The sequence below is a fragment of the Nonlabens sp. SY33080 genome (assembly GCF_011784885.1).
In the GTDB taxonomy this organism is placed as follows: domain Bacteria; phylum Bacteroidota; class Bacteroidia; order Flavobacteriales; family Flavobacteriaceae; genus Nonlabens; species Nonlabens tegetincola.
In genome coordinates, this window is the sequence record NZ_CP050461.1 from 2,761,776 (window position 1) to 2,778,343 (window position 16,568).

Sequence of the window (16,568 nt, forward strand, 5' to 3'; positions counted from 1 at the left end):
ATCTGTTATTTGATTTGCATAGAGTTTATGATTGTAAAAACAAAAAACCCGTCTGCAAAACAGACGGGTTAATAATTATAGTTGACTTACATCAATACATCATTTGCACGCCTGTTGCGAGTAAATAAAATGATGATGATGTAGGTTTTGTTTTTTCATTACGGTGCAAACATAGTATAGGATTCGCTTTCGCGAAAGCGAAATTCTAAAAAATTAGATTATTTTAACTTATACTAGTTTATTGTCTATAATTTCCTGAACAGTTTCTGGGTTTAAAAGTGTACTGGTATCACCTAAATTGGCCGTATCGTTACTTGCTATTTTACGTAGAATTCTACGCATGATTTTCCCACTACGAGTTTTTGGTAAACCGTTGGTAAATTGAATTTTATCCAATTTTGCGATAGGTCCTATACGGTCTGTAATAAGCTGATTGATTTCCTTGCGCAGGTTATCTTGATTGCGATCTTCACCTGTTTCTTTTAATGTGATGTAACCGTAAAGTGCATTTCCTTTAACATCATGAGGGAAGCCTACTATTGCACTTTCTGCGACTGCAGGATGTTCATTTATTGCATCTTCAATTGGTGCTGTACCTAAATTATGTCCGCTCACAATTATTACATCGTCTACACGACCTGTAATACGATAATAACCTACAGCATCTCGTCGTGCGCCATCGCCTGTGAAATACATGTTTTTGTAAGCGCTAAAATAGGTATCACGATAGCGGTCGTGGTTACCGTATATAGTACGTGCGATGGATGGCCATGGAAATTTGATGCATAATCTACCTTCGACTTGATTCCCTTTAATTTCCTGCGCGTTTTCATCCATTAGGGCTGGTTGAATTCCTGGTAGCGGTAATGTAGCAAAGGTTGGGATTGTAGGAGTAGAGTAGGGAATAGGGCTTATCATAATACCACCGGTTTCTGTTTGCCACCACGTATCTACTATCGGACTGTTTTGTTTTCCTACATTATCGTTGTACCAGTGCCATGCTTCTTCATTAATAGGCTCTCCTACAGTACCTAGAACTTTAAGTGAGCTCAAATCGTGTTTGTTTACAAAATCGATATGCTGTTTTGCCAAAGCTCGAATCGCAGTAGGAGCAGTATAAAATTGAGTTACTTTATGCTTTTCAACAATCTGCCAAAACCTACTAAAGTCTGGATAACTAGGCACACCTTCAAACATGACCGTGGTAGCACCGTTGCATAACGGCCCGTATACAATATAACTGTGCCCTGTAATCCATCCTATATCTGCAGTACACCAATAAATATCATTTTCTCTATACTGGAATACGTTCTTAAAACTGTAGGCCGCATATACCATGTATCCAGCAGTGGTATGCACCATACCTTTAGGTTTCCCGGTAGAACCCGAGGTATACAGAATAAACAAGGGATCTTCGGCATCCATTACAGTAGCTTTACAAACTGAATCGGCTGTATCTAATAAAGGTGCTAGCCATTTATCGCGACCATCTTTCATGGTTACTTCACCACCTGTTCTTTTTATTACTAAGCTGGTTGTTAAACCAGGACAGTCCTCTAATGCCTCGTCAACAATTTTCTTTAAATCAATGGTCTTATTACCTCTATAACTTCCATCACTGCATATTATTAATTTACAGTCACAATCGTTAATTCTTGTTGCAAGTGCCGTGGCGCTGAAACCTGCAAAAACTACTGAGTGAATGGCTCCTATCCTAGCACAAGCAAGCACAGCAATGGCAAGTTCTGGAATCATAGGAAGATAAATACATACTCGATCTCCTTTTTCTACTCCTTGAGATTTGAGAACATTTGCCATAGTAGAAACACGCTTGTGTAACTCCTTATAGGTTATGTGTTGGGTTTCTTCATTAGGGTCATTAGGTTCAAATAAAATGGCAGTTTTATCGGCCCTTGTTGCCAGGTGTCTGTCTAAACAATTTTCTGTGATATTAAGTTGAGCTCCTTCAAACCATTTTATCTCTGGTTTGGTAAAATCCCAAGAGAGAACGTTGTCCCATTTTTTGCGCCAGAGGAAATGTTCCTCTGCTATTTCTTCCCAAAAATTTTCAGGATTTCGTACTGATTTGCGATATACTTGCCAGTATTCTTCGAGGTGTTTTATGTGGTAATTACTCATGTTAAGTTGTTTTTTTGAGGTTAATTATATGCGTATGAGGTCATTTACTGCTGTTATAAGTTTTTTGACTGAAAAGGGTTTTGTGAAGTAGAGGTCAGCGCCTAAGGAAAGACCCTTTTCAATGTCGGCGGCTTTATTTTTTGCAGATAGAAATATGATTTTCGCTTTCGCGAAAGCGGGATTATCTTTAATTCTAGCGATAGTTTCATACCCATCTACTTGTGGCATCATAATGTCTAGGATAACCAGATCAGGAATCTCTTGCTTCATTATTTTAAGGGCCTCGCTTCCATCCCTAGCGATAAAAACATTGTAGTTTTGTTTTTGAAATGCGTATTCCAAAGACATAACTATATTAGGTTCATCGTCTACTATTAGTAATTTTTTCATGCATTTTCTTTTTGTAATTCAATAATGAATCTAGCTCCTTTCTGATAGTTTTTATCTATTTCAATAACGCCGTTATGGCTTTCAATGATTTGACGACTGATGGCTAATCCCATACCACTACCTAAAGGTTTTTTGATGTTTTGATTATTTGATTGATAGAATTTTTCAAATATGTATTTCATGTCTTCTTGAGGAATTCCCTTACCGTTATCCTCAAAGGTGAGCTTTACGCGATTTCCTAGATCTTTACCATTGATATTGATGTGGCCATTATGTTCAGGAACAAACTTGATACTGTTACTTAATAAATTAGTAAAAACCTGAAGAATACGGTCCTCATCGTAAACCAGCGTAACGTCTTCAACTTGCGATGCATCAATTTTAACGCCTTTTCTACTAGCCAATTGATAGATGCCTTCAACCGCTTTTTTAACTGTTGATTGTAGGTTATTGGTTCTTTTATGCATGATTTCTCTACCACTAGATAATTTCTCTAGATCTAGAATGTTGGTGATTAAAACACTCAAACGGTCAGCATCGGCAACGATGTTATTCAGGAATTTTTGCCTGAGTTCTTCTGGCATGTCATCATCATCTGCTAGAATTTCACTCGCTGCTCTTATTGAGGCTGTAGGTGTTTTGAGTTCATGAGCAACTGTGTCAAGAAATTCATCTTTTTGTTTGTCTTTCTCAATCAAAGCTTCGTTTGCCTGCTGCAAACTGTCGGTTAATCTTTGAAGATCATAAGATTGTTGCTGTAGTTGCTTGTTTGCGCTTATAGTTTCTTTATTTTCTTCAAGTATTTTGAGAACTTCTGGTAGTGTGACAGGTTGTTCTTTTACCACGCTACCAATCATGAGCTTTGCACTAGCAGCACCTATGGAGCCCGTTAGTATTTTTTCAGAAAAATTGACTAGTCTAGCGTCGGCCTTTTCTTCATTGGGATTTATGTTGTATTTACGGTAAAATAAGGTAAGAGCTCGATGGGTTTTTTTGGCTCCTAAAAATCTTATGAGGACTTGCTCTATATCGGTTTTATTTGCCTCGCCTTTCCATACATAGGCGTTTTCACCCATTTTAAGACTGCTTGCATTAACCACCATTTCGGCGTAATTACGTTCTCGATAATTTCCTTTACGAATAACTGAAAAAACGAGATAGAACATAAGGTTGATCACCATTGACCAAAAGAAAGCGTGTGGTACAGGTGGCATAAAATCTAACCCGAATAGGGCATAAGGTTTTAAAAGTTCCCAACCAAAAGGTCCATCACTTGTAAATTTACTATTGGAAACAAAAACATCTGTAATAAAAGGTAGTGCGAGCGTATAAAAGGTAACAGTTGAACCTGCTAGTATGCCCATTTTTGCAGCTGTTGCACTACCTCTATTCCAAAATAAACCTATGAAAAATGCTGGGGCCAGTTGTGCGATTATGACAAATGCGATTAACCCAATACTAAAAAGTGATAACTCAATATTGAAGTTGACATAGAAAATATAAGCACCAATTATTAAACTGAAGATTGCAACTCGTCTAATGTTTTTAATGGTTTGAAAATTACTTTCAGAATTGTTTTTATTAAGTACCTTAAGAAAACCGTAGGGTATAATTAAATTGTTACTTACCATAGTGCTCAATGCCAGTGCGCTTACTACTACCATAGAGATTACGGAAGAAAGCCCACCTAGAAAAACCATTAATCCGATTAATTTGTGACCATGATGCAAGGGTAAAAACAAGGTGTAATAATCTGGATTAACCTGATTGCCTAATACTAATTTTCCTGCCCATGCAATAAAAATTACAAATACGTTGAATAACAACAAATACAATGGAAAAACCCAACTTGCTTTTTTTAAATGGTTGGTAGATGTGTTTTCCACAACGCTCGCTTGGAATTGTCTAGGAAGTAGAAATATGGCAAAAAAGGAAAGGGCGATCATAAAATACCAATTGATACTCGATTCCATATTTTCAAACGTGGCCAGTTTGTCAAATTCTTCCAGAGCGCTTATTTGATTATAGATATCAATAGTTCCATCAAATAGATAGAACGTTGCATATATCCCTATAATTAAAAAGAATATGAGTTTTAAAACACTTTCAATAGCAACAGAGAACATGAGGCCACTGCGTTGTTGTGAAGCATCAGTAGTTTGTGTGCCAAAAAGAGCAGCAAACACGGCGAGTAAAATCGCTATGTAGAAAGTACTATCTGTAAGTAATGAATTGCTTTTATCACCTGTAGTCAAAATATCAAATGTTTCTGATACAGCTTTTAATTGCAATGCTATATAGGGAACAACAGCGATAACACAAATAACGGTTACTATAGCTCCAATGGATCGATTATTACCATATCGTAGCGATATAAAGTCTGCGATGCTAGATACTTGATGTTGCTTTGATACTAAAACAATGCGTTTCATTACTAAAATCCATAAGGGTAGCGCGATAACCGGACCTAGGTAAGTGGTTAAAAAGCCTATACCATCAGTAGCGGCAATTCCTACACTACCATAGTAAGTCCAAGCACTACAATAAACAGCAAGTGAAAGTGAGTACACCCAAGGATTGTGAACCCATTTTGAATTAGATCTACGATCGGCCCAAATACCCATTCCAAATAGGAGAAGCAGGTAGCACACTATTACTATTATAAGAGCATAATTAGGCATAGCGCTTTACAATTAAATAAGTAATGAAAATACTTACCAACCACACAAAGAATATGTAGGCATATAAAATAGGCATTCCAAGGATGGAATCACTATAATTGAATATCCATAGGATTGGGATGTTCAAAAATATGACTAGAGCTATTGAAAGTATGACTAATTTTTGTTGGTGTCTTTTTTTCATGCTTAGCACTGAAATACTAGTTTAAATAATCTTTGATTCCTTAAATATCGGTTTTTTAAATTATTATAAGCTTTGCTATGTTCAGAAAAAATTGGTGTTAATACACAGTAAAACCAGATAACATACAAAGTTTAGGGAAACCTTGCATGTTACCAGGTTTGTAATTATTAATGTCCAGTAGCCTCACCAGCACCACTAGGAATACGAATGTTCTCCACAATTTCCTGAACGTCTTTTGGAGGAGCGCTAGTCAGGTGACATACCACAAGACTTACCACAAAGTTTACGAGCATAGCGATGCTACCAAACCCTTCTGGAGAGATACCAAACCACCATTCTTCTTTACTAGGTAAGGTGGCATCAAACCATCCTAATTTATATTTTATCATGTAAAGTAGCATACAAACGATACCTACTACCATACCAGCAATAGCACCTTCTTTATTCATACGCTTGTAGAAAATTCCCAGTATTATTGCAGGGAAAAATGATGCAGCAGCTAGTCCAAAGGCTAATGCTACAACAGCAGCCACAAATCCTGGCGGATTGATACCAAAATAACCAGCTACACACACAGCACCTACAGCACTTAAACGTGCAGCGATTAACTCACCTTTTTCTGAGATATTAGGATTTACTACCTTTTTGATTAAATCATGAGATACAGATGAAGAAATAACTAACAATAATCCTGCTGCTGTAGATAAAGCTGCAGCAAGGCCACCGGCAGCAACCAGAGCGATTACCCAATCAGGTAAATTTGCAATTTCAGGATTTGCAAGAACCATAATATCCCTATCTACATAAAGTTCGTTGGCTACAGCAGTATCTGCATTTGTTGTAATTCTATTACCGATTGCAGTTCTATTTTTTTCATCATACATGGGTTTGTTTTTATTACCTGCAAATGCATTTCCAGGCCCGTATTGAATTTTCCCATCTCCATTTTTATCTGCCCATGCAATCAATCCAATTTCTTCATAGTTCTTTAACCATTCTGGTTGATCGGCATAGGATTTGCCAACTACACTGTCAATCATATTAGTTTTTGCAAATACTGCTACTGCAGGTGCCATGGTATAAAGAATTGCAATAAGTAACAAGGCCCATCCTGCGCTTTTACGAGCATCTTTCACACGTTTCACCGTGAAAAAACGGACAATCACGTGAGGTAATCCTGCGGTACCTACCATTAAAGCAAGAGTAATTGCAAATACATCAATCATAGATTTTGAACCATCTGTATAGGCATTGAAACCTAGTTCTGTACTTAATCCATCTAGTTTATCCAGTAAATATCCAGATCCATCTACCATTTCACTACCCATTCCTAATTGTGGAACAGGGTTTCCTGTCATTTGGATAGAGATAAAAATTGCAGGAACGGTAAAGGCAAATATTAAAACACAATATTGTGCTACCTGAGTATAGGTTATTCCTTTCATACCACCTAAAACCGCATAAAATAATACGATTATCATACCTATGATCACACCTGTGTTGATCTCAACTTCTAGGAAACGTGAAAACACTAGTCCTACGCCTCGCATTTGTCCAGCTACATAAGTAAAGGAAACTAGTAGAGCACAAAAAACTGCTACCAGTCGAGCGGTTTTAGAATAATAACGATCTCCTATGAAGTCTGGTACTGTAAATTTTCCAAACTTCCTAAGGTAAGGAGCTAGTAATAAAGCTAGTAATACATATCCGCCAGTCCAACCCATGAGGTAAACCGAGCCGTCATAACCAGCAAAGGCAATAATTCCTGCCATAGAGATAAATGATGCGGCGCTCATCCAGTCTGCAGCGGTAGCCATACCATTAGCAAGTGGTGATACGCCACCACCGGCAACATAAAATTCTTTAGTAGAACCTGCTCGTGACCATATAGCGATACCTATGTATAAGGCAAAAGTGACTCCTACTAGAATATAAGTCCAAATTTGAACATCCATAATTGAAAAGTTTTTTTAGTGTTATTTGATATTGTAGTGTATGTGATTTTTGATAATCTCGCTTTCGCGAAAGCGTACTTAAACACTACCATTTGTATAATGATTTTAAATACTAGTCTTCGTCAAAACCGTATTTTTTGTCTAGCTTATTCATAATGCGTACATAAACGAAAATGAGTATGACGAAAACATAAATAGAACCTTGTTGGGCAAACCAAAACCCAAGTTTAAATCCACCTAACCTGAATTGATTAAGAGCATCTTTAAAAAGAATTCCGGCGCCGTATGAAACTAGAAACCATATGAGTAAGAGTCCTACAAGATATTTGATATTCTCTTTCCAATATGCTGTTGCATTTGATTTTTTATCAGACATAATTAATTGATTTTAGGTTACAGATATATCATTCCTTGAACAGTAAAAGTGCCTACTGCATCTAGATTACCATATTTTTGATTTGAATATTCAACGGACAACTTTGAATGATGGCCTGTGAAATATAGATTGCCACCGATCCCAAATCTAGTGGCGTTGTCATTTATAGCATCTATCCTGCGGTAGTTAAAGGAAGTATACGGCTGTATTTTTACTTTACGATCTGTCTCTCCTGGTAATAGATACCCTACATGCGTATAAAGCATACTACCTGTCTCATAGGTTTGACCTAACGCGAAATTTTCACCATAGTTGCTGTTTTGATATTGTAAATAGGCAGTAATTGAAGATCCATTGTCACCTAATGGTGCATCATAGAAAGCATCTAATGAGAAAATGGAAACATCTTCACCTATAAAATCATTAGTTTGAGCATCAAGAATTGTAGATCCATTAGGGTGATAGAAGAAACCAGCTCCTATATTGAATACTCGTTTGCTACCCAAATAGGAACCTACTTTATAAGGTAAAAAATTACTTTCTTGATCAAGGAAGTTATAATCAAAATAACCAGCATAGTTCTTACTAGCCTCTGCACCACCCAAAATAGCACGACCATTGTACGTTGCTGTGTTTATGGTAGGCGTACCATTGACGTCTAGACTGTTTGTGATAGCTTCATTTACTGAAACTCGGTATTGTAAATTACCAAATTTACCTTTTAAGTAAACGCCCATGTGTCTAGCAAATTGATCACTTAACCCTATCGTAGACCAACTTTGACGATTGTTGTCTAACGTGAGCATGTTTAAGGTACTTTGATTATTGGCTCTAGATATTCCGTTCCAATAATGCAATCCACCACCTATTGAGTGATCTGTAGTTAACTGCCATTCACCCCATACGTCATGAAAGAAAAGTTGAGAGCTATCACTTTTACCAACAGGTCCCATGTTGTTGGCATTTTGACTGTTAAGACCAAAATGAGTAAGGATCAGGAATTTTTTAGTTAGTTGTGCATACATAAGAATGCGGGCACGTCTTATAGAAAAATTGAGATCGGCTTCTTCATTACCTGTGGAATTGAGCGTTGTATTATCAGTGTGTTGTGCCCAAAATTGAGCCCACGAGATAATTCTAAAATACTTGGAACCATCTTCATTTAATTTCACTTTCATTCCTCCGGTATATTCTGTAGCGCCTTGACTAAAGCCAAGAAAGGAAGCTGTAAATAGAAATAGAAGTAAAGGGATGTACTTGTTTTTCATAAGTTTATAATTAAGAGTTTGGTTTTTGCGATCATCAAATTAATCGCACTACTAACCTCTATAAAAACTTATGTTAAGGAAAATTTAATATAGTTAACTGGTAAGAGTATAGGTTTTAATCTCTAAATCGTTCCCATTTAATAAGCATGAATTTATCGCCAAGTTCTGTTACTACTACACCAGCGCCCTTTAATTCATTGATATTTGAGAAGTAGTTGGCTAGTTCTGTGTGATTTAATATTTTATAAGTTGGATGGTATTTATTATTGTAAGGTCTTTTGATTTTATATTTTTTCACCCAATTCATCACGCTTACATGTGATATACCTAAAATACGCTCTATTTCTCTGTATGTGAGTCCTTCAAGATATAATTGAAGTGCTTTGTTAACGTAGTAATCATCAATCTTCTTACCCATTTTTTCAACGGTAAAATTATAGTTACAATCTTTACATTTGTAACGTTGTCTACCTTTAATAACACCGCTTTTTATCTGGTTTTGAGAGGAACAGTTAGGGCAAATTTTCACAACTATATTAATTTTGCATAAATATAGTAAATTAGCAATAATATGATTTTTAACTTATTTTATTATCAAGTTAGTGGTTGCTTAAATCCATATTCATGAATTTTAATAAATAAAAAGGCCACACAATTGTGTGGCCTTATTATTTGTTATGATCTTCAATAATTAGTCATTCTTGATACTTGAAACAAAGTCTTTAACGGTATCTTGTAAAGATGATTTCGGAATTGAAATCTGACGGATGAATTCACTACCTATGATTGCTCCATTCACGTGCTTGCATGCTGCTAGGTAGTTTTCTCTTGTTTTTATATTAAATCCAGTTAAAATCGGTGATTTAAGATTAAGTGATTTTAATTTGTTCAAATACTCACTAGCATCGTCAAAATTGGATTTGGTGCCTGTAGTGCTAGCACTACTTACTGCGTAAATGAAACCATTAGAAAATTCATCTATTTGTTTTATGCGGTTTGTTGAGGTTTGAGGCGTTACTAAAAATACATTGCATAAATCATATTTCTCAAACAAATGCTTGTATTGTGAAGCATAAACTTCTAATGGTAAATCAGGAATTATCAATCCATCCACACCGACTTCCTTACATCTTTTACAAAAATGTTCTATACCATATTGCATTACTGGATTAAAATAGCCCATAAGCAGTACTGGAACATCATGTTTTGAAGTTTCCAATTGACTAAACAGTAGTTCGATACTCATACCATTTTCTAATGCTATTTTAGAACTTTCTTGAATAGTAGGGCCATCTGCTAGTGGATCGCTGAATGGAATTCCAATTTCAATAAGATCTACGCCAGATTTCTCTAATTCATTAAGGATAATCGTTGTATCCTCTAATTTAGGATAACCTGCGGTGAAAAATATATTGAGTAAATCGGTCGACTTACGGTTGAACAAGTGTGTGAGTTTATTTGAGATCATATTATTTGAGATTCAATTCATTCATATAAGTGTTCATGTCTTTATCACCACGACCAGAAAGATTAATGACTACCCTATCAGTTGATTTTAGGTCTAAGTCTTTAAGGACTGAAAAAGCATGAGCAGTTTCCAATGCAGGAATAATACCTTCTAATCGACTACATTCAACAGCAGCCTTGAGTGCATCTTCATCTGTGACAGCCATATATTGTGCTCGTTCACTTACTTTTAACCATGCGTGGGCTGGACCAATTCCTGGATAATCTAAACCAGCGCTTATGCTATGCGGTTCTATAACTTGTCCGTCCTTGTCTTGCATCATTATACTACGACTTGCGTGGAGTACTCCTGGAGTTCCTAGGTTTAATGTAGCGGCTGTTTTGTCAGTATGTATTCCTAACCCAGCGGCTTCAACACCAACTAATTTTACCGATGGATCATCAAGAAAATGGTAAAATGCACCCATAGCATTTGATCCACCACCTACACATGCAATTACATAATCAGGCAAACCATCCATTTGATTTTTAATTTCTTGTGAAATAACAGATTGATACCTAGCTACCATATCTGGATAAGGATGAGGTCCTACTACAGAACCTATAATATAATGAGTGTCTTCAGGATTATTGATCCAGTCTCTCATAGCCTCATTAGTAGCATCCTTTAATGTTTTGGATCCGCTAGTAGCAGGTTTTACAGTAGCACCTAGCATTTTCATGCGCGCTACATTTGGTGCTTGGCGTTCAATGTCTTTTTCGCCCATATACACGATACAATCAAGACCCTTAAGAGCGCAAACCGTTGCAGTTGCTACACCATGTTGACCAGCTCCAGTTTCTGCAATGATTCTTTTTTTACCTAATCTTTGAGCAAGTAAGATCTGACCGATGGTATTATTAACTTTGTGAGCGCCAGTGTGACATAAATCTTCACGTTTTAACCAAATTTCTGCACCATATTTCTCAGATAATCTTTGGGCTAGAAATAAAGGAGTAGGTCTACCAACGTAGTCCTTAAGTAATTGTTGGAATTCGTTTTGAAAACTTTCACTTTTTTCAATAGCGAGATAATTTTCCTTTAATTCTTCAATATTAGGGTACAATAACTCTGGTATAAAGGCACCACCGAATTCTCCATAAAAGCCTTGTTCATTCACTTGGTACTTACTCATTGCGTAGTTCTTTTATAAATTGCTTAATCGTTTCTATATTTTTTTCTCCAGGGCTAATTTCAAACTGAGAGTTCAAATCAACTCCTAATAACATTTCATGGTTTAGGTTTTTAAGGTTTGTTGCATCATTTGGACCTATCCCACCACTTAGTATAAAGGGCACATTTCCTTTATAGTTTTCAAGTATTGACCAATTGAATTTTTTCCCGGATCCTCCATAATGTTTGGTTGCTGTATCAAAAAGGAAAAAAAACTTACCCGGATGCTCTGCCGCTAGGGATTCCCAATTGCGTAAATTATCAAAATCATAGTCGGTACTTATTTGGAAAGCTTTAAAAATTTTGAGATCTAATTCTAGCAATGCTTTCGCGAAAGCGGGATCCTCATCACCATGTAATTGAACAACGTCTAACTGTAAAGGAATAATGTCATTAAGAATCTCTTGCATACTGGCGTTTACATAAACGCCAACAGTGCCTTTATTCATTTTAAGTTGCTGTATGTCTAGGGATTGATCTTGATCGACAAACCTTTTGCTTTTCGGGTATTTGATTATACCCATAAAGTCAATATCAAGCTGTTGGAGTGCTTCTATATTTTTGGGCTCACGCATGCCACAAACCTTTATAATCATACTGTGATTTCTTTAATAAAAGTAGAACAGCTTATACCTGGTTGATCGGTTTTCATAAAATTTTCACCAATTAAAAAACCTTTAAAACCTATAGATTGAAGTTTTTTTACAGTTGCTGGATTTGAGATGCCGCTCTCACTTATTGCAATTACGTTCTCAGGAAAATGAGGCAGTAAATCAATACTGTTTTGAATGTCTGTTTTGAACCTTTTAAGATCTCTGTTATTAACTCCTATTATAAATTTTTCAGGATCTAAGTTTTCAGTAACCTTCTTAATGTTTTCTAACTCAGTTAAGTTGTGAACTTCAAATAGAATTTCTAATTCTAGATTGAGTGCTTCATTAGCCAAAGTAGTAAGTTGTTCATTAGATAGACAGGCTGCTATCAATAAAATAGCATCTGCGCCAAAGGCTTTTGCTTCATGTATTTGATACATGTCCACGATAAAATCCTTTCTTAGTATAGGGATGTTTATTAGTTTTCTGACTTGTTCAAGATCTTGTAAACTTCCACCAAAGAATGGAGTGTCAGTTAAACAGCTTATTGCGCTTGCACCTGCCTTTTCATAACCCAACACAACCTCTTCAAGAGATGCAGGACAATTAAAGCTGCCCTTACTAGGGCTTTGGCGTTTATGCTCTGCAATAATGCCGCTACCTTTTTTAATGGATTCATGAAGTGACAAGGTTTTACGAGAATAGAGAGGCATTTCTCTTAAATCTTGTATGCTTTTCAAGGATCGTCGTTGAACAACATCCTTAGTGGTTTGTATGGTGATTTTTTCTAAAATATCCGACATTATAATTCGTTTATGCGTGATGAATATTTAATAGGTTTTTGAAGCTACTTAATGCTTTACCACTCTCTAATGAATCTTTAGCAACAATTACCGCTTGTTTTAACGAGATGTTTCTTGCTATTGATATGGCTGTGGCAGCATTTGCAATTACCACGTTTTGCTGTTCGGGAGCTGCTTTGTTTTCAAGTACATCGGTAAAAATTTTTGCAGCCTCTTTTACCGTGTTACCGCCGTAAATTTGATCAGCTTTTAATTGATTTAGATTAAAATCTTGTGGAGATAGGTCTTTAACTCCTTCATGTGTTGCAACCCTTGTATTACTAGTTAGACTTACTTCATCGTATCCATCGTGCGCATGTAAAATAGCATATTTCTTATCAGATTCTGTTTGAAATAAGTACTCATAATTACGAGCTAGTTGTAAATTAAAAACTCCTACGCTTTGTAATCTGGGTCTAGCAGGATTAACTAACGGTCCTAGCATATTGAAGAATGTTTTTACTCCTAACTCTTTTCTGATAGGAGCAACTGCTTTCATAGCCGGATGAAATAAGGGCGCATGAAGAAAAGTGATGTTAGTCTTTTCAATTTGCTTGGTTATTAAATCTAGGTCGTTAGTAAATTTAAATCCTAGATATTCCATGACATTACTAGATCCACTCACAGAACTTACACCATAGTTACCATGTTTTGCAACAGGAATCCCAGCACCTGCGGTTACAAAACTGGCCAGAGTGCTTATATTAAAAGTGTCCTTGCCATCACCACCAGTACCACAAAGATCGATTGGGTTATATTTTTGTAAGTCTACCAAAAGTGCCTGTTCTAGCATTGCATCTCTAAATCCTGCAAGCTCCTCGACAGTGATACTGCGCATTCCATATACCGTTAGGAAGGCTGCAATTTGACTAGCGTTTACCTCACCACTTGTTATGGCAGTAAGTATTTCGTGAGCTCGCTTTCGCGAAAGCGTTCTATGTTCAAACAAGGCTGTTAAAACTTCTTTCATTTAAATGATATTTAGGAAGTTAGCTAGCATTTTTTTTCCATGTGGAGTCATGATACTTTCTGGATGAAACTGAACTCCGTAAATTGGTAAGGTTGAATGTCTGAGAGCCATTATTTGATCGTTTTCATCTGTAGCTGTTATCTGTAATTCATCTGGAAAAGCCTCTTTTTTTGCTACCCAGCTGTGATACCTACCGGCATCAAATTGAGATGGGATGTCCTTAAATAATTCATCATTCCTATGAGTCATTTTTGTGGATAAACCATGATAAACCTTTTCTAGATTGATGATTTCACCACCAAAAACTTCCGTAATAGCCTGGTGTCCTAGACAAATTCCTAAAAGTGGCTTTTTGTCTTTCATATATTGAATGATTGGTAATAAATTTCCAGCCTCGCTTGGAATTCCTGGTCCTGGTGATAGTACAACAGCATCATACTTTTCACAATCCTCTGGTGAAATTTCATCGTTGCGCACAACCGTTACGTCTGCATTAAGATCTTCTAGATAATGCACTAGATTGTATGTGAAGCTGTCGTAGTTGTCTATTAAAATTATTTTCTTCATGTTACTGTTGGATGAATTTACCGGACTCCTTGTCTATATAGTATTTGTCAACAAAACCATTACATTCTCTTTCGATGGATAAACTTTCTGTCAAAAAGCCATCACAATATTCTGTTCCTCCAGACTCAGCAAGTTTAAAAGAGTCTAACACGATGCCTTCATCATTAAATGTACGCATATGGATTTCCACAATATTGTTTTTATCCTTTCGATATTCTTTTTTAAGGATTAAAACATCAAAATTTTCATTAGGATAAATGATATTATTGAATTTCGTATCCATAGCATAAGCTAGAGCGATTTCATCCTCCGTTAGCAATCGTAATTCTTCACCTTCTGGAGTATAGAATTTATCGGCATTAGGTAACGCTAGACCATTTTGATCTTTTGAATAATCCACATAAAAAATTTTCTTATTTCCAGTCGTGCAACTCACTATTGCTATAAATGCTAAAAATGTCAAAAACTTATTTTTCATGATTTGCTAATTTTATTGCTTTTCTTAATGCGTTTGTTTTGTTATAAACCTCTTGTGTCTCATCTTCGATGTTGCTTTCAATTACAACACCTGCACCAGCTCTAAATTCCAATTGATTATTTCTTGATAAAATACTACGGATTATAATGGCGTGATTAAAATTTCCATCAAAACCTAAATAGCCTATGGCACCACCATAAAATTCACGATTACTTTTTTCGTATTTATCAATTAATTGCATGGCATTGTGTTTGGGAGCGCCGCTTAATGTTCCAGCTGGAAAGGTATCTCCTACAAGTTCTAATCGATCTTTTTCATCGAGAATTTTTCCTGTTACCTTACTTACCATGTGAATAACGTGCGAGTAAAAGTGAATACTTTGATAGTCCTGTACTTGAACATTTCTTGCATGTCTGCTTAAATCATTACGAGCTAGGTCCACTAACATAACATGTTCGGCAGTTTCCTTAGGATCGTTTTTAAGCTTTTGAGCAGCTTCATAGTCAGCTGTGTCATTGCCTGTTCTTTTGTAAGTACCTGCAATAGGTTGAATACTGGCATAATCATTTTTTACGATTAATTGAGCCTCTGGTGACGAGCCAAATATTCTGAAATTACCGTAGTCAAAATAAAATAAATAAGGACTAGGATTTATAGCTCGTAATTGACGGTATACTTGAAAGTCGTCTCCTTTAAAGGATTGCTTGAATTTTCTAGAAAGTACAATCTGAAAAACATCACCTCGTTTACAATGGGCTTTTCCTTGTTTTACTAATTCTTTAAAGGATTGATCACTCATCTCAGAGCTTTCTTCTCCTGTGTTATAATAATTGTAAGTGGCAATATCACGATGGGTGATGATAGAACACACCTCGTCTAATCTACTTATATAATTTTCGTAGACGTGATCAAATACGTATAATTGATTATGAAAATGATCAAATACAATTACATTTTGAAAAACTTGATAGTAGGCAAGTGGTATGTTTTCGCTTTCGCGAAAGCGGAATTCAATATTTTCAAAATGTTGAACGGCGTCATAACTTAAATAACCATATAGACCTTCAATGGGAAATGCGAATTCGTGATCTTGCTGCTCAAAATGATTTTTGAAATTCTCAAGACCAGAGGTTAGGCGATACTCCTTTTTTAGATCTACGACAGATTTTTTGCCATCAGGAAAAACCGAAATTTCTTCTTCATTTGTCAATTCAAATGATGCTATAGGGTTGCAGCAAATGAAAGAGTAGCTATTGTTGCGCTGTCCGTATTCATTACTCTCCAGTAAGATGCTATTAGGATACTTGTCCCTTAATCTTAGATAAATACTTACAGGTGTAAGCGTATCTGCTAGGATTTCCCGGTGTGTTGTTTTTGCTTTAAATATTTTATTCATTTCATATCAAAAAAAATGGTCTACCGTAAAGTAGACCATTTAAATTATT

General features: G+C 36.1%; 16 protein-coding genes. All 16 read right to left on the reverse strand.

Annotated elements, in window-relative coordinates:
* Positions 1 to 228 precede the first annotated feature (228 nt).
* A complete protein-coding gene (acs, locus tag HCN53_RS12520; protein ID WP_167343177.1) occupies positions 229 to 2,139 on the reverse strand; it encodes an acetate--CoA ligase in 1,911 nt (636 codons plus the stop codon).
* Positions 2,140 to 2,163: 24 nt separating this feature from the next.
* Positions 2,164 to 2,529: a response regulator transcription factor gene (locus tag HCN53_RS12525; RefSeq protein ID WP_085774236.1), complete on the reverse strand. Its 366-nt coding sequence runs from the start codon at positions 2,527 to 2,529 to the stop codon at positions 2,164 to 2,166.
* Positions 2,526 to 5,210: a sensor histidine kinase gene (locus tag HCN53_RS12530; RefSeq protein WP_167343178.1), complete on the reverse strand. Its 2,685-nt coding sequence runs from the start codon at positions 5,208 to 5,210 to the stop codon at positions 2,526 to 2,528. The genes HCN53_RS12525 and HCN53_RS12530 overlap by 4 nt, the downstream gene beginning before the upstream one ends.
* A complete protein-coding gene (locus HCN53_RS12535) occupies positions 5,203 to 5,394 on the reverse strand; it encodes a hypothetical protein (protein ID WP_167343179.1) in 192 nt (63 codons plus the stop codon). The genes HCN53_RS12530 and HCN53_RS12535 overlap by 8 nt, the downstream gene beginning before the upstream one ends.
* Before the next feature lie 167 nt (positions 5,395 to 5,561).
* The gene (locus HCN53_RS12540; RefSeq protein ID WP_105018428.1) at positions 5,562 to 7,349 is read right to left on the reverse strand and encodes a sodium:solute symporter family protein; all 1,788 of its coding nucleotides are present in this window, start codon (positions 7,347 to 7,349) and stop codon (positions 5,562 to 5,564) included.
* 112 nt (positions 7,350 to 7,461) lie between these two features.
* Positions 7,462 to 7,725, reverse strand: coding sequence for a DUF4212 domain-containing protein (locus tag HCN53_RS12545; RefSeq protein WP_085774239.1), 264 nt, complete (start codon positions 7,723 to 7,725; stop codon positions 7,462 to 7,464).
* 17 nt (positions 7,726 to 7,742) lie between these two features.
* Entirely contained in the window at positions 7,743 to 8,993 is a 1,251-nt protein-coding gene (locus tag HCN53_RS12550) for a hypothetical protein (protein WP_167343180.1), read from the reverse strand.
* Positions 8,994 to 9,108: 115 nt separating this feature from the next.
* Entirely contained in the window at positions 9,109 to 9,411 is a 303-nt protein-coding gene (locus HCN53_RS12555) for a helix-turn-helix domain-containing protein (RefSeq protein WP_105018430.1), read from the reverse strand.
* Positions 9,412 to 9,684: 273 nt separating this feature from the next.
* Positions 9,685 to 10,461, reverse strand: a complete 777-nt coding sequence (trpA, locus tag HCN53_RS12560) for a tryptophan synthase subunit alpha (protein ID WP_167343181.1) — start codon at positions 10,459 to 10,461, stop codon at positions 9,685 to 9,687.
* A gap of 1 nt (position 10,462) precedes the next feature.
* Positions 10,463 to 11,635, reverse strand: coding sequence for a tryptophan synthase subunit beta (gene trpB / locus HCN53_RS12565; RefSeq protein WP_042278815.1), 1,173 nt, complete (start codon positions 11,633 to 11,635; stop codon positions 10,463 to 10,465).
* Positions 11,628 to 12,269: a phosphoribosylanthranilate isomerase gene (locus HCN53_RS12570; protein ID WP_167343182.1), complete on the reverse strand. Its 642-nt coding sequence runs from the start codon at positions 12,267 to 12,269 to the stop codon at positions 11,628 to 11,630. The genes trpB and HCN53_RS12570 overlap by 8 nt, the downstream gene beginning before the upstream one ends.
* Positions 12,266 to 13,069, reverse strand: coding sequence for an indole-3-glycerol phosphate synthase TrpC (gene trpC / locus HCN53_RS12575; RefSeq protein ID WP_167343183.1), 804 nt, complete (start codon positions 13,067 to 13,069; stop codon positions 12,266 to 12,268). The genes HCN53_RS12570 and trpC overlap by 4 nt, the downstream gene beginning before the upstream one ends.
* Positions 13,070 to 13,079: 10 nt before the next feature.
* On the reverse strand, positions 13,080 to 14,078 hold the full coding sequence (gene trpD / locus HCN53_RS12580) for an anthranilate phosphoribosyltransferase (RefSeq protein ID WP_167343184.1): 999 nt from the start codon (positions 14,076 to 14,078) through the stop codon (positions 13,080 to 13,082).
* On the reverse strand, positions 14,079 to 14,645 hold the full coding sequence (locus tag HCN53_RS12585; protein ID WP_167343185.1) for an anthranilate synthase component II: 567 nt from the start codon (positions 14,643 to 14,645) through the stop codon (positions 14,079 to 14,081).
* 1 nt (position 14,646) lies between these two features.
* Positions 14,647 to 15,108 carry a hypothetical protein gene (locus HCN53_RS12590; protein WP_167343186.1) on the reverse strand — a complete coding sequence of 154 codons (462 nt, stop codon included), beginning with the start codon at positions 15,106 to 15,108 and terminating at the stop codon, positions 14,647 to 14,649.
* 4 nt (positions 15,109 to 15,112) lie between these two features.
* A complete protein-coding gene (locus tag HCN53_RS12595; protein ID WP_167343187.1) occupies positions 15,113 to 16,519 on the reverse strand; it encodes an anthranilate synthase component I family protein in 1,407 nt (468 codons plus the stop codon).
* Between the last annotated feature and the right edge of the window lie 49 nt (positions 16,520 to 16,568).